This is a genomic window from Sporomusa malonica (assembly GCF_900176355.1).
GTDB classification, from domain to species: Bacteria; Bacillota; Negativicutes; order Sporomusales; family Sporomusaceae; genus Sporomusa; species Sporomusa malonica.
The window spans coordinates 76784-92150 of sequence record NZ_FWXI01000023.1 but is presented as its reverse complement, the minus strand read 5'-3'; the positions used below and the strand labels follow the sequence as shown (position 1 = coordinate 92150).

13 protein-coding genes and 1 rRNA gene are annotated in these 15367 nt (G+C 43.4%); all 14 read right to left on the bottom strand.

Going from position 1 to position 15367, the window contains the following annotated elements; translation table 11 throughout:
• Nucleotides 1-394, bottom strand: a 16S ribosomal RNA gene (locus tag B9A22_RS20610); the annotation flags it as partial.
• Nucleotides 395-751: 357 nt separating this feature from the next.
• The gene (locus B9A22_RS20605; protein ID WP_084577827.1) at nucleotides 752-2011 is read right to left on the bottom strand and encodes a L,D-transpeptidase family protein; all 1260 of its coding nucleotides are present in this window, start codon (nucleotides 2009-2011) and stop codon (nucleotides 752-754) included.
• 158 nt (nucleotides 2012-2169) lie between these two features.
• On the bottom strand, nucleotides 2170-3390 hold the full coding sequence (locus tag B9A22_RS20600; RefSeq protein ID WP_084577826.1) for a radical SAM/SPASM domain-containing protein: 1221 nt from the start codon (nucleotides 3388-3390) through the stop codon (nucleotides 2170-2172).
• A 3-nt stretch (nucleotides 3391-3393) separates the two neighbouring features.
• Nucleotides 3394-3840: a hypothetical protein gene (locus tag B9A22_RS20595; RefSeq protein ID WP_084577825.1), complete on the bottom strand. Its 447-nt coding sequence runs from the start codon at nucleotides 3838-3840 to the stop codon at nucleotides 3394-3396.
• A 239-nt stretch (nucleotides 3841-4079) separates the two neighbouring features.
• Entirely contained in the window at nucleotides 4080-5357 is a 1278-nt protein-coding gene (locus B9A22_RS20590) for a TRAP transporter large permease (RefSeq protein ID WP_084577824.1), read from the bottom strand.
• Complete coding sequence (locus B9A22_RS20585) at nucleotides 5358-5828, bottom strand: TRAP transporter small permease (protein ID WP_084577823.1); 471 nt, start codon at nucleotides 5826-5828, stop codon at nucleotides 5358-5360.
• A gap of 72 nt (nucleotides 5829-5900) precedes the next feature.
• On the bottom strand, nucleotides 5901-6917 hold the full coding sequence (locus B9A22_RS20580) for a TRAP transporter substrate-binding protein (RefSeq protein WP_217806002.1): 1017 nt from the start codon (nucleotides 6915-6917) through the stop codon (nucleotides 5901-5903).
• Nucleotides 6918-7101: 184 nt separating this feature from the next.
• Nucleotides 7102-8391 carry an ArsB/NhaD family transporter gene (locus tag B9A22_RS20575; protein WP_084577822.1) on the bottom strand — a complete coding sequence of 430 codons (1290 nt, stop codon included), beginning with the start codon at nucleotides 8389-8391 and terminating at the stop codon, nucleotides 7102-7104.
• Between the two features lie 142 nt (nucleotides 8392-8533).
• On the bottom strand, nucleotides 8534-9391 hold the full coding sequence (gene panB / locus B9A22_RS20570) for a 3-methyl-2-oxobutanoate hydroxymethyltransferase (protein WP_084577821.1): 858 nt from the start codon (nucleotides 9389-9391) through the stop codon (nucleotides 8534-8536).
• Between the two features lie 90 nt (nucleotides 9392-9481).
• A complete protein-coding gene (gene larAH10 / locus B9A22_RS20565) occupies nucleotides 9482-10783 on the bottom strand; it encodes an NPN-dependent 2-hydroxyacid racemase, LarAH10 family (RefSeq protein WP_084577820.1) in 1302 nt (433 codons plus the stop codon).
• A 283-nt stretch (nucleotides 10784-11066) separates the two neighbouring features.
• Nucleotides 11067-12473 (bottom strand): sigma 54-interacting transcriptional regulator, encoded by a 1407-nt coding sequence (locus tag B9A22_RS20560; RefSeq protein ID WP_084577819.1) that lies wholly within the window; start codon nucleotides 12471-12473, stop codon nucleotides 11067-11069.
• 153 nt (nucleotides 12474-12626) lie between these two features.
• A complete protein-coding gene (locus B9A22_RS20555; RefSeq protein WP_139796328.1) occupies nucleotides 12627-13874 on the bottom strand; it encodes a nickel pincer cofactor-dependent isomerase, group 22 in 1248 nt (415 codons plus the stop codon).
• Between the two features lie 183 nt (nucleotides 13875-14057).
• Nucleotides 14058-14699, bottom strand: coding sequence for a lactate utilization protein (locus B9A22_RS20550; RefSeq protein ID WP_084577818.1), 642 nt, complete (start codon nucleotides 14697-14699; stop codon nucleotides 14058-14060).
• 30 nt (nucleotides 14700-14729) lie between these two features.
• The gene (locus B9A22_RS20545; RefSeq protein WP_084577817.1) at nucleotides 14730-15245 is read right to left on the bottom strand and encodes a hypothetical protein; all 516 of its coding nucleotides are present in this window, start codon (nucleotides 15243-15245) and stop codon (nucleotides 14730-14732) included.
• Nucleotides 15246-15367 lie beyond the last annotated feature (122 nt).

Below are 15367 nucleotides of genomic sequence, written 5' to 3'. Positions count from 1 at the left end.
ACTTTCGTCCATTGCGGAAGATTCCCCACTGCTGCCTCCCGTAGGAGTCTGGGCCGTGTCTCAGTCCCAGTGTGGCCGTTCATCCTCTCAGACCGGCTACTGATCGTCGCCTTGGTGAGCTATTACCTCACCAACTAGCTAATCAGACGCAGACCCATCTCTAAACGATAGCTTATATATAGAGGCCATCTTTCTTATCTCGGTCATGCAACCGAGATACCACATTCGGTATTAGCACCACTTTCGCGGTGTTGTCCCCATTTTAGAGGCAGGTTATCTACGCGTTACTCACCCGTTCGCCACTAAGTAAGTATTGCTACTTACTCCGTTCGACTTGCATGTGTTAGGCACGCCGCCAGCGTTCGTCCTGAGCCAGGATCAAACTCTCCAATAAAAAACATTTATTGAAGCCGTTTATCGGCTCATTAAATCAAAAATTGTTTTGGTTTGTGTCTTGCGACACGCACGCACATCTGGCATTTTTATGATGCATTACTTTACATTGTTCAGTTTTCAGGGAACGTTGTTGTCGTTCGCATTGCTGCTCAATTCGACAGCTTTTATATGTTATCACGCTTGGTTCATCGTGTCAACATAATTCTTTTCTGCCTTTATTCCAAAACTTATTTCTCGTCATGCATTTTGGAATATTTTGCCGCACCGAATGGCGACTTACTTATAATATCACGCCTCGCTCTGTCATGTCAATCCACCTGCTACAAGTAATTATCTCCAAAACTGCCCAACTTACTCAAAGGAATTCTTCACCTGGATCAAGATACATCGAATAGTCGATGGTGTACAGCGGATAAGACAACTCTATTGACTGGGATTTATCGTCCCATACGGCGGCGGTATTATATACTTTACCAATATCCTGTATTGTTACAAATGGCTGTCCTCCTATCATCCTGATCGGCGCCGGCCTGCCGTGTACCAGCAGTTCTGCTGTACTAGGCCGCCAAGTTACTCGCTCACCAAGTGCCTGTGCTAACGTAAGAGCAGGGACAGCTAAGGTATCCCCTATACGTTGAATATCTCCTGACAGCAACTGACCATCAAGATTAGCCACCGGTAGCATGAGTTCCAGGCAGTTCTGACTGTCATTCCACACTTCCCGCCCACCGAATAATACTGGTAGATGCTCAACGTTAACATATATGGTATTACCGCGTTTAAAGCCAGGAGCGGTCAGGTTTTGACGAGTAATTGTCTTATTGCCTTCATTCCAGGTTACAGTGGTATGTAGGCTATCAACTAGCGCCATGACAGGGATATGCTTTTTACCTTCCCAGGATATTATGCGTTCAGGACGCATTCTGCCATTTATCTTAAGCTTGTGCAGCTGTGCAAACACAACCTGCCTGTCTGGAACTGCTTCGACGAGCGTCTCCAAAAATGCATCATCAACCAGATTACCTAAATTAGCCTGGGCCAGCGCCTCTTTTACGCCCGCCACAGTTACTCGCTGCCGTCCGTATACATCAGGATAAACGCCAATAGACGCTTTTCCATTATTATCAATCCGAACTTTAATTCGTTCATACTCAACTTTAACCAGTGTGTCAGAGTTCACAAGCTCAAATAATTCTTCGACATCTTCTTCCTGCATCCGCATACAACCATTCGAAACAGCTAGTCCAATTGACCAAGGGGCGTTTGTGCCATGAATACCATACATAGAGCCAATCCCCATCCAACGGTAACCCAACGGGTTACTAGGTCCGGAAGGCACAACATAGCCCTTGCCAGGGGGATACCAGGCAGGATCAACTTCTTTTTCAATGATAGTAAACTCTCCGGTAGGCGTAGGTGTGGACGGTTTCCCAATAGCAATCTGATATTCCTTTATCAGAGTATTGTCCTTGTACAATTCCAGTGTGCGACTAGGAATATTAACGATGATTTGGTTTTTATTTTCCTGTGCCTCAGCCTGTGCGCCATCCGGCAGAATAGGCATGATAAACCACCAAATTAACCAAAGAGCTAGTAACCAGTCTCGCTTCCCCATGCAGCCATCCCCTTTTATGAAGTGACAAATGCCTAAGACAATAACATATATGAGGAGAAGGTTACAGGTATGCTCTAAACCGAGAGAAGCAGAAAAAAAAACTTCGGGTCTATAATTATAGATAACCCGAAGTTCATGCTAGGGTATAAAACAGAACTCTATACATCAGGGGGTAATCTGGGAATTGCTTGTCGGACAGCCCAAAACAGACAATTCTCCTCAGATAGTGCAAAGTGGTCACCAGTCTGTTCATAGTTTACTGCATAACAACCGCCTGTGCACTGATTAGTACATTGCTTACACTTCATCGGCTGTTGACTTATTGATTTCTGAAACGGTTCTAACAGCTTATAGTCAATACTGGAATGTACATTACCGACTATACATCTGCCTTTTTCATCTGAAAGACCCAGTAGCTTAGAACACGGACTTATATCGCCATTAGGGGCTACGGCCAAAGAGGTGACACCTGCGCGACACCCCCAACCCAAATGTTCCTGTTCATTTTCATCACTTTCAAAGTCCTCGATAAATAGTGCGGCACCTGCCTGTTTCAATGCAAGGTAATCCTGCTGTATCTTTAGTAGATTAGAACCAAACTGTTCTGTTTGTTCTTTGGTCCAGCATTCGGCCCCCTGCGCCGGAGCGATAATAAATTGGTTTATCCCTAATTCTACGAGCTGCCTAAAATCGCTCCTCATACTACTAATCGCTTCCGTGCTAACGGTCATTCTTGCCCCAAGCCAAGGCTGGTATGTTTGTAAAATCGGTATTAAATCAGCAATTGTCTGCCATGTACCGTCGCCGCTTTTGGTTCGACGGTAGCGGTCGTGAGTTTCTGGGCCGCCATCGATACTAAGTAACATGTTGATCTGATGTTGCGCAAAAAACTGCAGAATGTCTTCATTAATTAGGGTTCCGTTGGTGGTTATGGCCCAGTCAACTTTAACGCCACTCTTTTGCGCTTTTTCCAGAGCATATGGGACTATCTTTTTTATTAAATCAAATTCCAAGAGCGGTTCGCCACCAAATAAAGTGATCGACACAATCGAGTACGGTCGCTTAAATAATAAGTCGATCGCCTTTTGTGCTGTTTCTAAAGTCATTCTATCGTTAGGGCTTTTATTGTGTACAAAACAGTATTCACAAGTCAAGTTGCAATTAAATGTCAGATTTAACTCCATGGCCGCCAAGCCAAGCTTATCGTTTATTTCCTGCTCAACAAGCATTGCCAGCTTTTTAGCATCCTCTGACCTAATGAAGAACTTTTGGGTCAAGCTTACTGCCAGAGACTGGGGGGAGTACCCTGGATTTGTTTTAGAGTACTCCCCAATAAAATCAACGATTTGTTTTAACACTAGACCATTTCTGTTTTCCATAAGCTATTCCTTAGGGTCTTCTTCACTACCTGCTTTTTTCTCTTGACGAGGCCCTACCATACCATAAAAAGCTGTTACGCAAGGCATATCGGGTGGCGGTTGACCGATGCTGAAGCTTCCAGGGCAAGTAAACCGGTTACAACGGTGCGGTCTTCTACAAGTATAACTAACCGGGCATCTAAACCCATTCCAGCCCAAACATACATAGCGAGCTTCTACAACATCTCTTAATTGTTGTACGATTTCTTCCATATCAACTTCTTCCAAGGCGCGCTCATTGTTTTCTAAAATAATCTGAATAGAGTCGACAAGTATTGTTGCCACTCCCTCATCGGTATCCATGCGTAAGGTTTTCTCATCAACCTCCAAAATAGTTCCAAAAAGACTTTTTCCACTAACTAACTCAATAGCAACTTGTTTACCTTGGTTAGCCTTCAATTGGCTGAGCATTTCAACACTCCTTTGTGATACAATTTGACGGGCCGCCATATTACATAATATGATTAACTTATCATTTATGTGTCTTTTGAGATGTGCTTGGGGACATAAAAAAACACCTACCACCTCTCAAACGAAGGCATTAAGTGTTTTGATATGATCATACCGTAGGAACTAGTGGTAAACCATCGGTTCCTACTGTATTAAGGACACAATTGTAACGAAGTCAAAGCGGCATTGATTACCGGTAATTATTTCATTAGTAAGTTAGGTAGGTACATTACTAATGCAGGAACATATGTAATGATGAGTATAGCTACGATCATTGCCAAGAGGAACGGTATCACGGCCTTAGATATAGACTCTATGGTTATTTTGGATAGACCGCAGGCAACAAAGAGATTTACACCCAAAGGCGGTGTTACCTGACCAATCGCCGTGTTTACCACCATAATAATTCCAAAGTGAATCGGATCAATTCCCATCTGGGTAACCAGTGGTAAGAATATCGGTGCCAAGATAATGATTATGGCATTTGTTTCCATAAAGCAACCAACAATTAAGAGCAGTATATTGATTAATAATAGTATTACCATGGGATTGTCCGAGAAATCCATAAACATCTGGGCAACCCGGTCGGGAATCTGCTCACTGGCCATAATCCAGCCGAACACCGAAGCAGTAGCAATAATAAACATTACAATTGATGTGCTAACTGCTGAGTTGACCAGTAATCGGCCGAGATTGTTGAAATTTAGTTCGCGATAAATAAATAAGCCAACAAAAAGCCCGTAAAACACAGCTACACACGCAGCTTCAGTCGGGGTGAAAATGCCACCGTAAATGCCGCCAAGAATAATGACTGGCATCAAAAGTGCCCAAAAGGCATCTTTAAAGGCAATTAACAGTTCTTTAAAGCTAAATTCGCCAGTTCCTTTATAACCACGTTTCTTGGAGATGTAATAAGCCACTGCCATTAAAGCGCCACCATAGATAATTCCAGGTATGACACCGGCAAGAAACATAGACCCGATAGATACGCCACCGACAACGCCATAGGTTACCATAGGTATGCTGGGTGGAATAATAATTCCGATAGATCCTGCTGCTGCCATGATTGCCGAAGAAAAAGCCATATCATAGCCTGCTTTGACCATGGCCGGGATCATAATACTGCCGATAGCCGCAACTGTCGCCGGGCCTGAGCCGGAGATAGCCGCAAAAAACATGCAGGTTAGAATTGCCACTAGGGCCAAACCGCCGGTAGTAGCCCCCATCAAAGTATTAGCCAGGTGAATGAGACGTTTGGATATGCCACCACCTTCCATTAGTGCACCGGCAATCATAAAGAAAGGAATTGCCATTAAGGGAAAGGAAGATGCTGCAGTAAACATGCGCTGGGCAATTACCGTAAGCGGGACATCAGTACCAAGAATTAAGCCAATTGCAGAAGACAGACCTAAAACAACTGCGATAGGCAGACCTAACACAGCTAGAGCGACAAAAGCTCCAAATAACAATATCTCCATTTACGCCTGTACTCCTTTCCTTGCCATAGTTAGGAACAATTGGATAGTTCGTATAAGCATAAATGTTGCACCAACCGGTACTGAAAGATACGCTAAGTACATTGGAATCCGCATGGCTGCCGATACCTGCCCTGTAGCAACCTGCTTTAGTACAATCTCAATACCGTAATATAGCATAATCGCAAAGAAGATAGCACTGAGCACCAAGGATAATAGCTTAACAACGTGCTGCATTTTCTTGGGCAGCAATAAAACAAAGGCTTCAACACCAATGTGGGCCCAACGCTTTACACCTACACTCGCGCCCAGAAATGATACCCACGCCAATAAAAAGACTGCGAACTCCTCGGTCCAGCGGAGAGGTATATTGAACACAAACCTTGATAAAATCTGCAAAAAAACTACCAGCGACATTACAACAAGCAAAGAGATACATAGGTAATCCTCGAGATTGTCGAATAGTTGCTTCATCCTCGGAAATTCCCCTCCTTGTAAGTAAGGCAAGCTAGCTTGCTAGCTTGCCTTGTCAACATGTCTTTTAGATTACTTCTGACCGTTTAGTACTTTATCAATCAAGTCTTTGCCAATAGTAGATTCATACTGCTTCCACACGCTCTGGACTGCAGCTTTAAACGGCGCTTTGTCAACTTCAAGAATCTGCATGCCTTTCTCTTTCAGCTTACTTATGAAGTCTTTATTCTGCTCAGCTAGCAATTGGCGCTCATAGTCACGTGCTTCATTTGCAGCTTCCATCAAAGCTTTTTGTTGGTCTGCCGGCAAGCCCTGATAGAATTTCTGAGAAACAAGTAGCGGTGCTGCTGCATAGAAATGACCAGTGAGCGAACCGTACTTTTGCACTTCATAGAAACGGGAAGTCCAAATGATCGGCACAGGATTTTCCTGAGCGTCAATAGTACCTTGCTGCAGAGCTGTAAACAGTTCGCCGAAAGCCATTGGCAGCGGGTTGGCACCCATAGCCTTAAAGGTGTCCATATGGATGGGGTTTTCCATCAAACGGATCTTCAAACCAGCAAGATCTTCAGGCTTATTGATAGGTCGCTTGCTGTTGGTTACATGGCGGTAGCCATTCTCCCAGTAATTCAAACCAACAATACCCTGGGATTCAAGGGTTTTTAGCAAGCTTTTGCCGATTTCGCCGTCAAGCACTTTATAGGCGCCTTGATAATTATCAAACATAAATGGCAAGTCGAACACTAGAAACTGCTTAGTAAAGCTGGCCAGAGGTGCAGTCGAAACAAGCGCCATCTGCTGAGTTCCGAGCTGCAGGGCTTCAATCATGTCCCGTTCGTTGCCAAGCTGCGAGCTATGAAATACATTTACTTTTACTTTACCATTAGTCTTCTTATCCATGAGTTCAGCAAATTTTTTGAGTCCAAGCGTGTAAGGGTGATCCGGCGCCAACACATGCCCTACCTTGATGGTGGTCACTGCCTGATTGTCTTTCGCATCACTTTTAACTTTACTACTTCCCCCGCAGCCGACCAGTGCTACCGATAACATGAGAATCAATACCAAGAAGCATGCCGTTTTCTTTTTCACCAAAATACCTCCCAAAATAGAATTTAATGATACTTATTGCAAAAAACATGCCAAGACTCTAGGGGTTGCAACACTCACAATCCCGAGGTAACTTGCACGCAATTGCAAAAAGTCAGCTTTTTCCCAGCACCATACTGTTACATTTTTGTTAGAAAAGTCTAAAAATTCTAACACTATTCTAACATTACATTAGATAGCGGATAACAACATATACAGTGCTCATACAGATGGATAACAGCATAAGCGGAAAAGCAATCTTGAAATAGCTGCGAAATGTAATATGATACCCCTGCTGAGCGGCCATACCTGCAACAATGATATTAGCGCTAGCTCCGATAATTGTACCATTACCCCCAAGACAGGATCCAAGGGATAAGCTCCACCAGATTGGTTCAAGATTGGTTATTCCGAGACTGCCAAGATCTTTGATTAAGGGAATCATCGTTGCAACAAACGGGATATTATCAACAAAAGCCGAAGCAATTGCACTAAACCAAAGGACCAGTAACGAAGTTGCAACAAGATTGCCGGAAGTAAACTCAATGGCCTTGCCTGCCAAGAATGAGATGATGCCGGTATCCACCAGCCCACCGACAATCACAAATAAACCAATAAAAAAGAATAACGCAACCCATTCGATCTTGTTAAAGATGTGCTCCAAGTTACGTTCAGACTGCCCGGCAGTCAGGAGAAGCAGCAAACTGGCACCAATAAGAGCTACTGTAGCAGAATCAAGATGGAGATATTGATGGGCTACGAACATCCCTATCGTAAGCGTCAATACAAACAGGCATGTCTGAAGAAGCTTATTATTGTGCAATTGTTTGGTTTCATCAAGCTGCATTATTTTTGCCCGCAGCTCGTCTGGGGCTTTTAGTTTATCACGATATATCCACACTAATATCGCGATTGTGACAAAGTGGATTAGAAATGCGACTGCCGTCAGGTTGTCCACAAATGCCATGAAGGTTAACTCCTTCACAGCACTCCCAATCATGATGTTCGGCGGATCGCCAATAAGAGTAGCTGTTCCCCCAATGTTAGACGATAATATCTGTGCGATCAGATAAGGGGTTGGCGGTACTTTTAGCTGGCTTGTTATACTGATGGTAACTGGGACTGTAAGCAATACTGTTGTCACATTATCCAAAAGAGCAGAACAAACAGCCGTCAGCGTACTTAGAGCAATGAAGAGCTTTACAGGGTCAGCATTCACTTTCTTGGCCGACCATATGGCCAAATAGTTGAACACACCTGTTTCTGCGGTAATATTGACAATAATCATCATGCCGACTAAAAGCCCGATGGTATTAAAATCGATATGCTGGATGGCTCGCTCCTGGGTTAGAACCCCCAAACCAATTACGGTCATCGCGCCTGCCATGGCTATGACTGTCCGGTGAATTTTCTCTGAAATAATGACTGCGTACACAACAAGAAAAACTGCTAAAGCAATAACAACTTGATTATCCACTATGCATATATCAACTCCTTGCTTTGATACTACGACTAACTCACGCCTGACTAGTACGTTCACCTCCGAACTTTCTCGTTAACGTATGTATCGGGCCATCACTCACAGGAGATGGCCCGACCAAATTTTGTCAACCGCCAAACTATTTCGGTTTGTCCAGTAATGCCAGGAATTCTTTTACATCTTCCTCCTTTTGGCCGTATGTATGTACACCATCAATCGGAAACTGGTTTTCCTTAACTTCTTTCACATACTCTTTAAATGCGTTGGTAATTACTTCGTTAACACTAGCGTATTTTTTTACAAACTTCGGCGTGAAGTTATCGTACAGGCCAACCATGTCAGCAAATATCAACAATTGGCCATGAGTGAAGGAACCTGCACCGATACCCAGAATTGGGATTCCGGCTCTTTCGGTAATAGCTTTACCAACAGCAGTCGGTACGCCCTCCACTAATATGCTGAATGCCCCCGCTTCTTCTATCAGTTTAGCCTGGTTTACTAGCTTCATTGCGTCAGCAGCACTACGGCCTTGTGCTTTATATCCACCAATTTGTCCCATGAATTGCGGGGTAAGACCAATGTGCCCCATGACAAGAATACCAGCTTCCTGGATGGCTTTAACCCGTTTACAGATCATTTCGCCGCCGCCCTCAAGCTTGATACAATCAACACCGGCTTCTTTAATAAAGCGACCGGCATTAGCGATGGCTGCCTTATCAGAAACCTGATAGGACATATAAGGCATATCACCTACGATAAAGGTATTCGGTGCGCCCCTGCGCACTGCTTGGCTGTGCCGGATCATGTCGTCCATGGTAACAGGGAACGTTGTGTCATAGCCCAATGTAACCATACCTAGAGAATCACCAACCAGAATCATGTCGATGCCAGCTTTTTCTACCATCTTTGCTGTTAGATAGTCATATGCTGTTAAATATGTGATTTTCTCTCCAGCTTCTACCATCTGATTGAAATCGTTGATTGTCTTTTTCGCCATATAAATACCCCACCTATCTTAAATTATTAGGTTGAATAATAATACACTCTATCTAAGCCAGATCCCCCTGAATCAGAATCATTCGCTTCTCTATCCTTCTTTTAGCTGCGGCAATGTATTTGCTCCGTGCGGCATAACTGTGATCTTAGGATTTTCCGTACCACACTTTTCGTAAGCCAAGCGCAACGCGTCATCAATATTTGTAACTGGAATCATATTAGCTTTGCGGATAAATGCTTCATTCTCCGGCTTCGTGACCATAATGAATGTTGCTTTTCCCCCGCATTCAACTTCACGGAAAGCTACCCACCCCGGGATTGTAAATTTCGCCCGCAGAGCTTTCTCCATCTCAAGTTTGGACCCATATTGGAACCATTCAGTAAACTCGATCGGTTCGTTAATGTCGGCACATTCACTCAGAATAATGACAACTCCGCCATCTTTGACGGCATAGCAGGCATTATCCATGGGTTTACCAGTCTGATACAGATTGATGTCTTTAGGAAAACCGCCGGCAGATGCAATTACAATATCTGCCTTTGCCTCAATGGGAACACCGTAGATTCTGTCTACAAGTTTAGTCCCTTCCTGCCAGGCAGATACCCAGTTACCGGCAAAGACCCCTGCATATTCGCCTGTGACGGTAGGCACCATATTTATTAAAAAGTCCGCCTGTACGAAGGCGGCAATCTCCATCATGTCCTCATGGCCGTTGCAACCCCGCGTCCGGGCTGAAACAGCATTGGGGTCAGAGCCATCTCCTAGATTTGGCCCAAGTGCCAATAGATGATTTTGCCTAATTGTTTTTATGGAACTTACCCCAGGCAATATGCTCTTGCGGCCACCGCCATAACCGCACATATAGTGGTAGATAATACCTCCGGTTAGGATGACCTTATTGGCCTCAACTACCAGTCGGTTTATCCACACTTCAGTATTTCGGCTGGTTTTACCCATATAGACAAGATTACTCTCATCCCACGCGTCGTGATTTACAATCTTCACCCGGTCAAAGACGTCTTTGCCACAGAGCTTGATAAACTCTTCCTGAGTATTTTGGCGGTGTCCACCGACCGCAATGATAATTGTAACATCATTATCAGATACCCCGCCTTGGTTAAGAGCATCAAGAATGAAAGGCAGAATTACCGACATGTTTTGCCAACCTCGCGTTATGTCACTCACACATAAGACAACTTTTTCACCTGGCTTGACCAGTTCTTTTAGGGGCGGAGAATCGATCGGATGCTCAAGAACGTGTTGGATGGCTTCAGCAACGTTGCTAATGGGTGGATAGTCAACTCCGAGAACTTCATGTAATAATTGGTCTTTGGGAATGGAAAAATTCACTTCTCCCTGCCCGTACTTTAAATTAAAAGTTCTTGTTTCCATGAGTTAGATTCGTACCCCTCCTTAATTTTACTTTTTCACTGCTAGCTAGCTGACATATTAAATCGCAAGTATCGTGCCAATAGATTCAAGATACAAAAAATCCTGAATAATCAGCATTTTGCGTTATGGGAAAAACTATTTATCACTAAAGTGTAATAATTTTCTGATATTTTGTTAGAAAAATACAACACATTCTCTCACAAACGTTATACTAGCATACAAATAGGCGGCTATCTTCTCCTGCCTTTGGCGAAAAAGATAGCCGTCCATTATAAACTTTAGACTATGATTCATATCTGATCTTTTTAAGCTTATATGCGACTTGGTAATACTCAATAGAATAACCTTGTTTTTGCATTTCTGAAGCTATTTTGCGAGGACCTAATCCATTTTTATGCAGCTCTTTGATTTTCAAATCAATAAGACCATCAGTATCAGGTTCAGGCTGCGGTTCAGCCTTCCACGAATCCGACTCTAACATGGTCAAGGGGATATGCACGGCTAGCACGAGCACTTTAATCATGTTTTTACTGTCATATGGTAAATTACTAACTAATGGAGCAGCCGCATCAATACTAGCAAAGATGACATCCCGAAATTGACGAATATTTCGTTCGTATTCTCCGTGCAGCAAGATTTCTTTGGCTTGACTGGTAAACACGATTTGCAGCTCAACATTATTCCGTTCTTTTGCTCGTAGAATATATTGGCCTGCAAAATAATTCAACATAGATTCACGTTCTGCGTCACTGCGCTCACGTAAAGGTGGTATATCAATTTGATACTGAGCAATCCGTTGATACAATTCAGGTAAAAACTCTTTTTTTAGATTTTTACTTGACGCTGCAATAATGATTAAATCTAACTCTCGCTCGGTTCTGCCGCCAATTCTCCTTATCGTCCCCGACTCGATAAGCTTTAGTAACATGGTCTGATGTTGAACCAAGGCATGCGCTTCGTCTAAGAAGAGCACTCCCTTGTTTGCCAACTCAACTAAACCTGGTTTATCTGTCGCGCCGGTATAGGCTCCCTTCTCTGTCCCAAACACTTCCATAACAGCAATATCAGGATTAGTAAATTGAGCACAATTTACTTCAATAAAAGGGGCATCTGGCTTAATTACTTTTATCTTTTTTGCAAAATAGTACATCGCCTTGGCCAACATGGTTTTTCCCGTACCTGTTTCACCGAGAATAATCGAGTGTCTTGGACCACCAATCGCAGCAATACTCCGTTGTGCTTTATCAATAGCCCCTTTTAAACTGCAGGATTTGCCAATAAAAATATCAAATATATCGGTCCCTTGGCTAAGTGCCAGCTCGAGTTCCAAACTTTCCATTTTCTTTGATAACTCTTCTATTTCGGTGATATCCCGGAACGATGCAACCCCGCCAAAAAAAACCTCTTCAAAATATACCGGAAATGCGTTCACAATAAAGGTTCGACCATTTGCATGTGTTATTTTTACATCGTTCATGGACTTTCTTGTACTAATTACTTCTAATACAGCAGCTTTGGAATAATACCTAGTGATAGGTTTACCAAACATATCAGCCGGATCAGCTGCATGAGCATATTTTGCAGAGGCCTTATTCGCATAGACAATACATCCCTCTGAGTCAATCACATTGATACCTTCAGGCATGTTGTCCAAGATTACTTTGTATAGTGCTTCCTTTTCGATTCCCATATCGTCTACACCACACCCCTTTAAATTATGGCTCCATGCACCTGTCGCTTTTTCGCGGCAGCACAACTGTTATTCACAGATCAATTGCACTGTAGTAATCATTCGCCAACCTAAACACATCTTCCTTTAGACTGCCGCCTTTCAGTTGAAATATCAACTACCATAAAACAGCTGTAATACACCATTATTGGAAAAGGGCAATGGTCCGATACTGTGAATAACTTCTACATTTTCTAATTTTTGAACAACCGGCAGCAGACTTTCTGATACTACTAACTCTTCAAGCTCAAGGGTATTTCGAATAACACAAATAGTAGCTTTTTCTGGTTTGACCGGGCCAATGGTTTTTAGAGCTGTTTCTATGGTTTCACGCTCAGTATCCAGATAAATGGGAATTTTTCCTCGTTCCAGGTATCCGGTAGAGATAACATTTGCATGCATAGCCTTAAAATCTATTTTATCAACCAGCCCTTTGGTGGTAAAATCAGCCAAACCAATTCCCAGGGCATTCCCGTATGAATTATCCATTAAGTCAAGCACCGCAATACGCTTAATTTTGATGCTATCAGGCTCAGGTAAACCCTCTACCCTTTGGCGTCCAATCACATTGGTATCCATGCCGGTTCCACTGATCGTCTTACCCATTGCCCTGACTATTAGAAAATCTAACTCTTTGAAAGGAAGACGAGCCATTAGTTTTTTCGCTTTTTCCAGCAGTTGCGGCTCTTTTGTCAAAAGTTGCTTGGCTTTTATAACCTCCAGGTGTGCTGTTTTCTCCTTACTGTTCTCAATTATAGCCAATCCGCCGATGATTGCCCCCTTCTTTAAAACAGTTTCTGCAGCCTGAGGTATATATTTTGCAAGGCCGTAAGTATGGATCGTCACACAGCCCTTGTGTTTCGCCAAACCAATGGCAATCATTTTGATTAAACCACTTTCAACAGGTGCATCAAAATCAGTATGTGGCTTGATTCTATTAATTAGGAAAATTCCTTCAGACTCAAACGCTGACTTATCCAAATATACAGGAACTCCATCTGCAGTTTGACCTATCAGTTCTACCTCCATGCTTGAGACTATAGGCACCCCGATTTTTTCCGCCGTTACCCCCAAAGACATCAATACTTGTTCCTGACCTTCTGCAGTTGCTCCGCCATGGCTTCCCATTGCCGGTACTATAAATGGCTCAGCACCTAGAAGCTTGAGCTCATTGACAACACTCTGGACAATGGCACTAATATTCGCAATGCCCCGGCTGCCAACAGCTACAGCAATTCTTTGGCCCTTTTTGACCTCACTTTCTAAATCAACCTGCACAAAAGCTTCATGTACCCCGTCGGCAATATTATCAATTGAGTTACCTTCAAACTTCTGGCGTATCAGAAACATATTTGGTAGCACTGTGATCGTCTCCTTTCGATTATAAATAAATGCTAGCTAGACTAAAACTATGCAAATTTTATGCCATAGTTTTAATCACTATTAATCATTGTGACTTACCAACCATTAAGCACCCAGCTGGGTGCAAAAAAATAGCGGCAGCGCATTATAATACGCTGCCGTACAAGCTTAGCTTTTATTAAATTAAAAACCTAATTCTTCACCAATAATTAGAATCTCGACATCGGTAACTGCCGGCTTCTTGTGCATGACTGTCGTGACATTGCAAATCCGGGTCGGTCCTTGACAATCCATACACTCACCAGTCACAGTACAGGGGTTAGGGCGGTTCAGTCGCTTGTTGTTGATTGGGGCGGCAAACAGTTCAATCCGTTCCATAGCAGCGGTTACATCTGTTACAATTTTATTTATACCTGTTATGACAATAACCTTCTTAGGTCCGAAAATCATAGCGGCAACCCGATTACCGGCTCCATCAACATTAACAAGTTCACCCTTTAACGTCAAGGCATTGGTGCCTGTTAAAAATATATCACAGGTCATTTGTTTGCGGCGCAGCGCCAGGGACTCCTCAGGCGACAGTCCAGGTATATTATGATTGTAAACCGTGTTACCCCGCTCTACCAAAAGGGTATCTATCCCGACTTCCTTGATTGTCCACGAGCCACCGATTCCTACAGCAGCATCACCCGGGATAAGCGCAGCCAGCTTGTCTAGCGCTTCTTGTTTGGTATTTACATAGGACGCAGTAAAATTGTTCTTTTGCAGGGCTTCTACTACTTTGGCCCCAATTGTCTGGTTGTGCCAGCTCTTAAACTCATTCATTGAAATTCTCCTCTCAACAATTATATATTTTTACGCCATACGAGCGTCGGCGATTTCTGCCATATCCTCAGCAGTATACTGATTATACACAACATTCAAATGCTTACCATACGACAAACCGTTAAAGCTGCCATTAGCCTGAACCCTGATGGCCTCATTAAGCTTACCGGCAAATTCCGGAGTCAGCGCCACTTGTCGCCCAGCACGAACTATGCCGTCAGCAGCCTCCACGAGAGTAACCTTAAGCGTAGTCGAATCTTCGGCTTCCTCCGGATACACGCGAATGCCCCTCGGCACAGTGTGCCAGGAGAAGGGTGCATCGTTCCAGCTGCCAGTCCCAAACTTAAAGAGTAAAAAAATAATCGGGCCATCAATATAGATACCTAATTCGGCGGCTCCGTTTTGGATATTTTCCACTTCCTGGTTAGAAATTCCTGCTTTAACAATAACAAGGCCATGCCCGTCATTATCCAAGCGGTAAATAAGTTTTTCTTCTAACTTATCCTGGCCTGGCTGATATGGCTGGCCAACTTGGCCTAATTTCATCACATTCCACCACTTTTCCTATAGTCCCAGTTTCTATATTATACCATTCTGTGCACAGATAATAAAGTAGACTTAGCCACTCACTTGTATACCATCAAGGGCATAGGTAAGGTAAAATAGGT

Bases quoted from the DNA above. Each gene is read 5' to 3' on its own strand.
- B9A22_RS20605 (WP_084577827.1), bottom strand. From the start codon at position 2,011: ATGGGGAAGCGAGACTGGTTACTAGCTCTTTGGTTAATTTGGTGGTTT.
- B9A22_RS20585 (WP_084577823.1), bottom strand. From the start codon at position 5,828: ATGAAGCAACTATTCGACAATCTCGAGGATTACCTATGTATCTCTTTG.
- B9A22_RS20560 (WP_084577819.1), bottom strand. From the start codon at position 12,473: ATGGGAATCGAAAAGGAAGCACTATACAAAGTAATCTTGGACAACATG.
- B9A22_RS20600 (WP_084577826.1), bottom strand. From the start codon at position 3,390: ATGGAAAACAGAAATGGTCTAGTGTTAAAACAAATCGTTGATTTTATT.
- B9A22_RS20595 (WP_084577825.1), bottom strand. From the start codon at position 3,840: ATGCTCAGCCAATTGAAGGCTAACCAAGGTAAACAAGTTGCTATTGAG.
- B9A22_RS20545 (WP_084577817.1), bottom strand. From the start codon at position 15,245: ATGAAATTAGGCCAAGTTGGCCAGCCATATCAGCCAGGCCAGGATAAG.
- larAH10 (WP_084577820.1), bottom strand. From the start codon at position 10,783: ATGGAAACAAGAACTTTTAATTTAAAGTACGGGCAGGGAGAAGTGAAT.
- B9A22_RS20550 (WP_084577818.1), bottom strand. From the start codon at position 14,699: ATGAATGAGTTTAAGAGCTGGCACAACCAGACAATTGGGGCCAAAGTA.
- panB (WP_084577821.1), bottom strand. From the start codon at position 9,391: ATGGCGAAAAAGACAATCAACGATTTCAATCAGATGGTAGAAGCTGGA.
- B9A22_RS20590 (WP_084577824.1), bottom strand. From the start codon at position 5,357: ATGGAGATATTGTTATTTGGAGCTTTTGTCGCTCTAGCTGTGTTAGGT.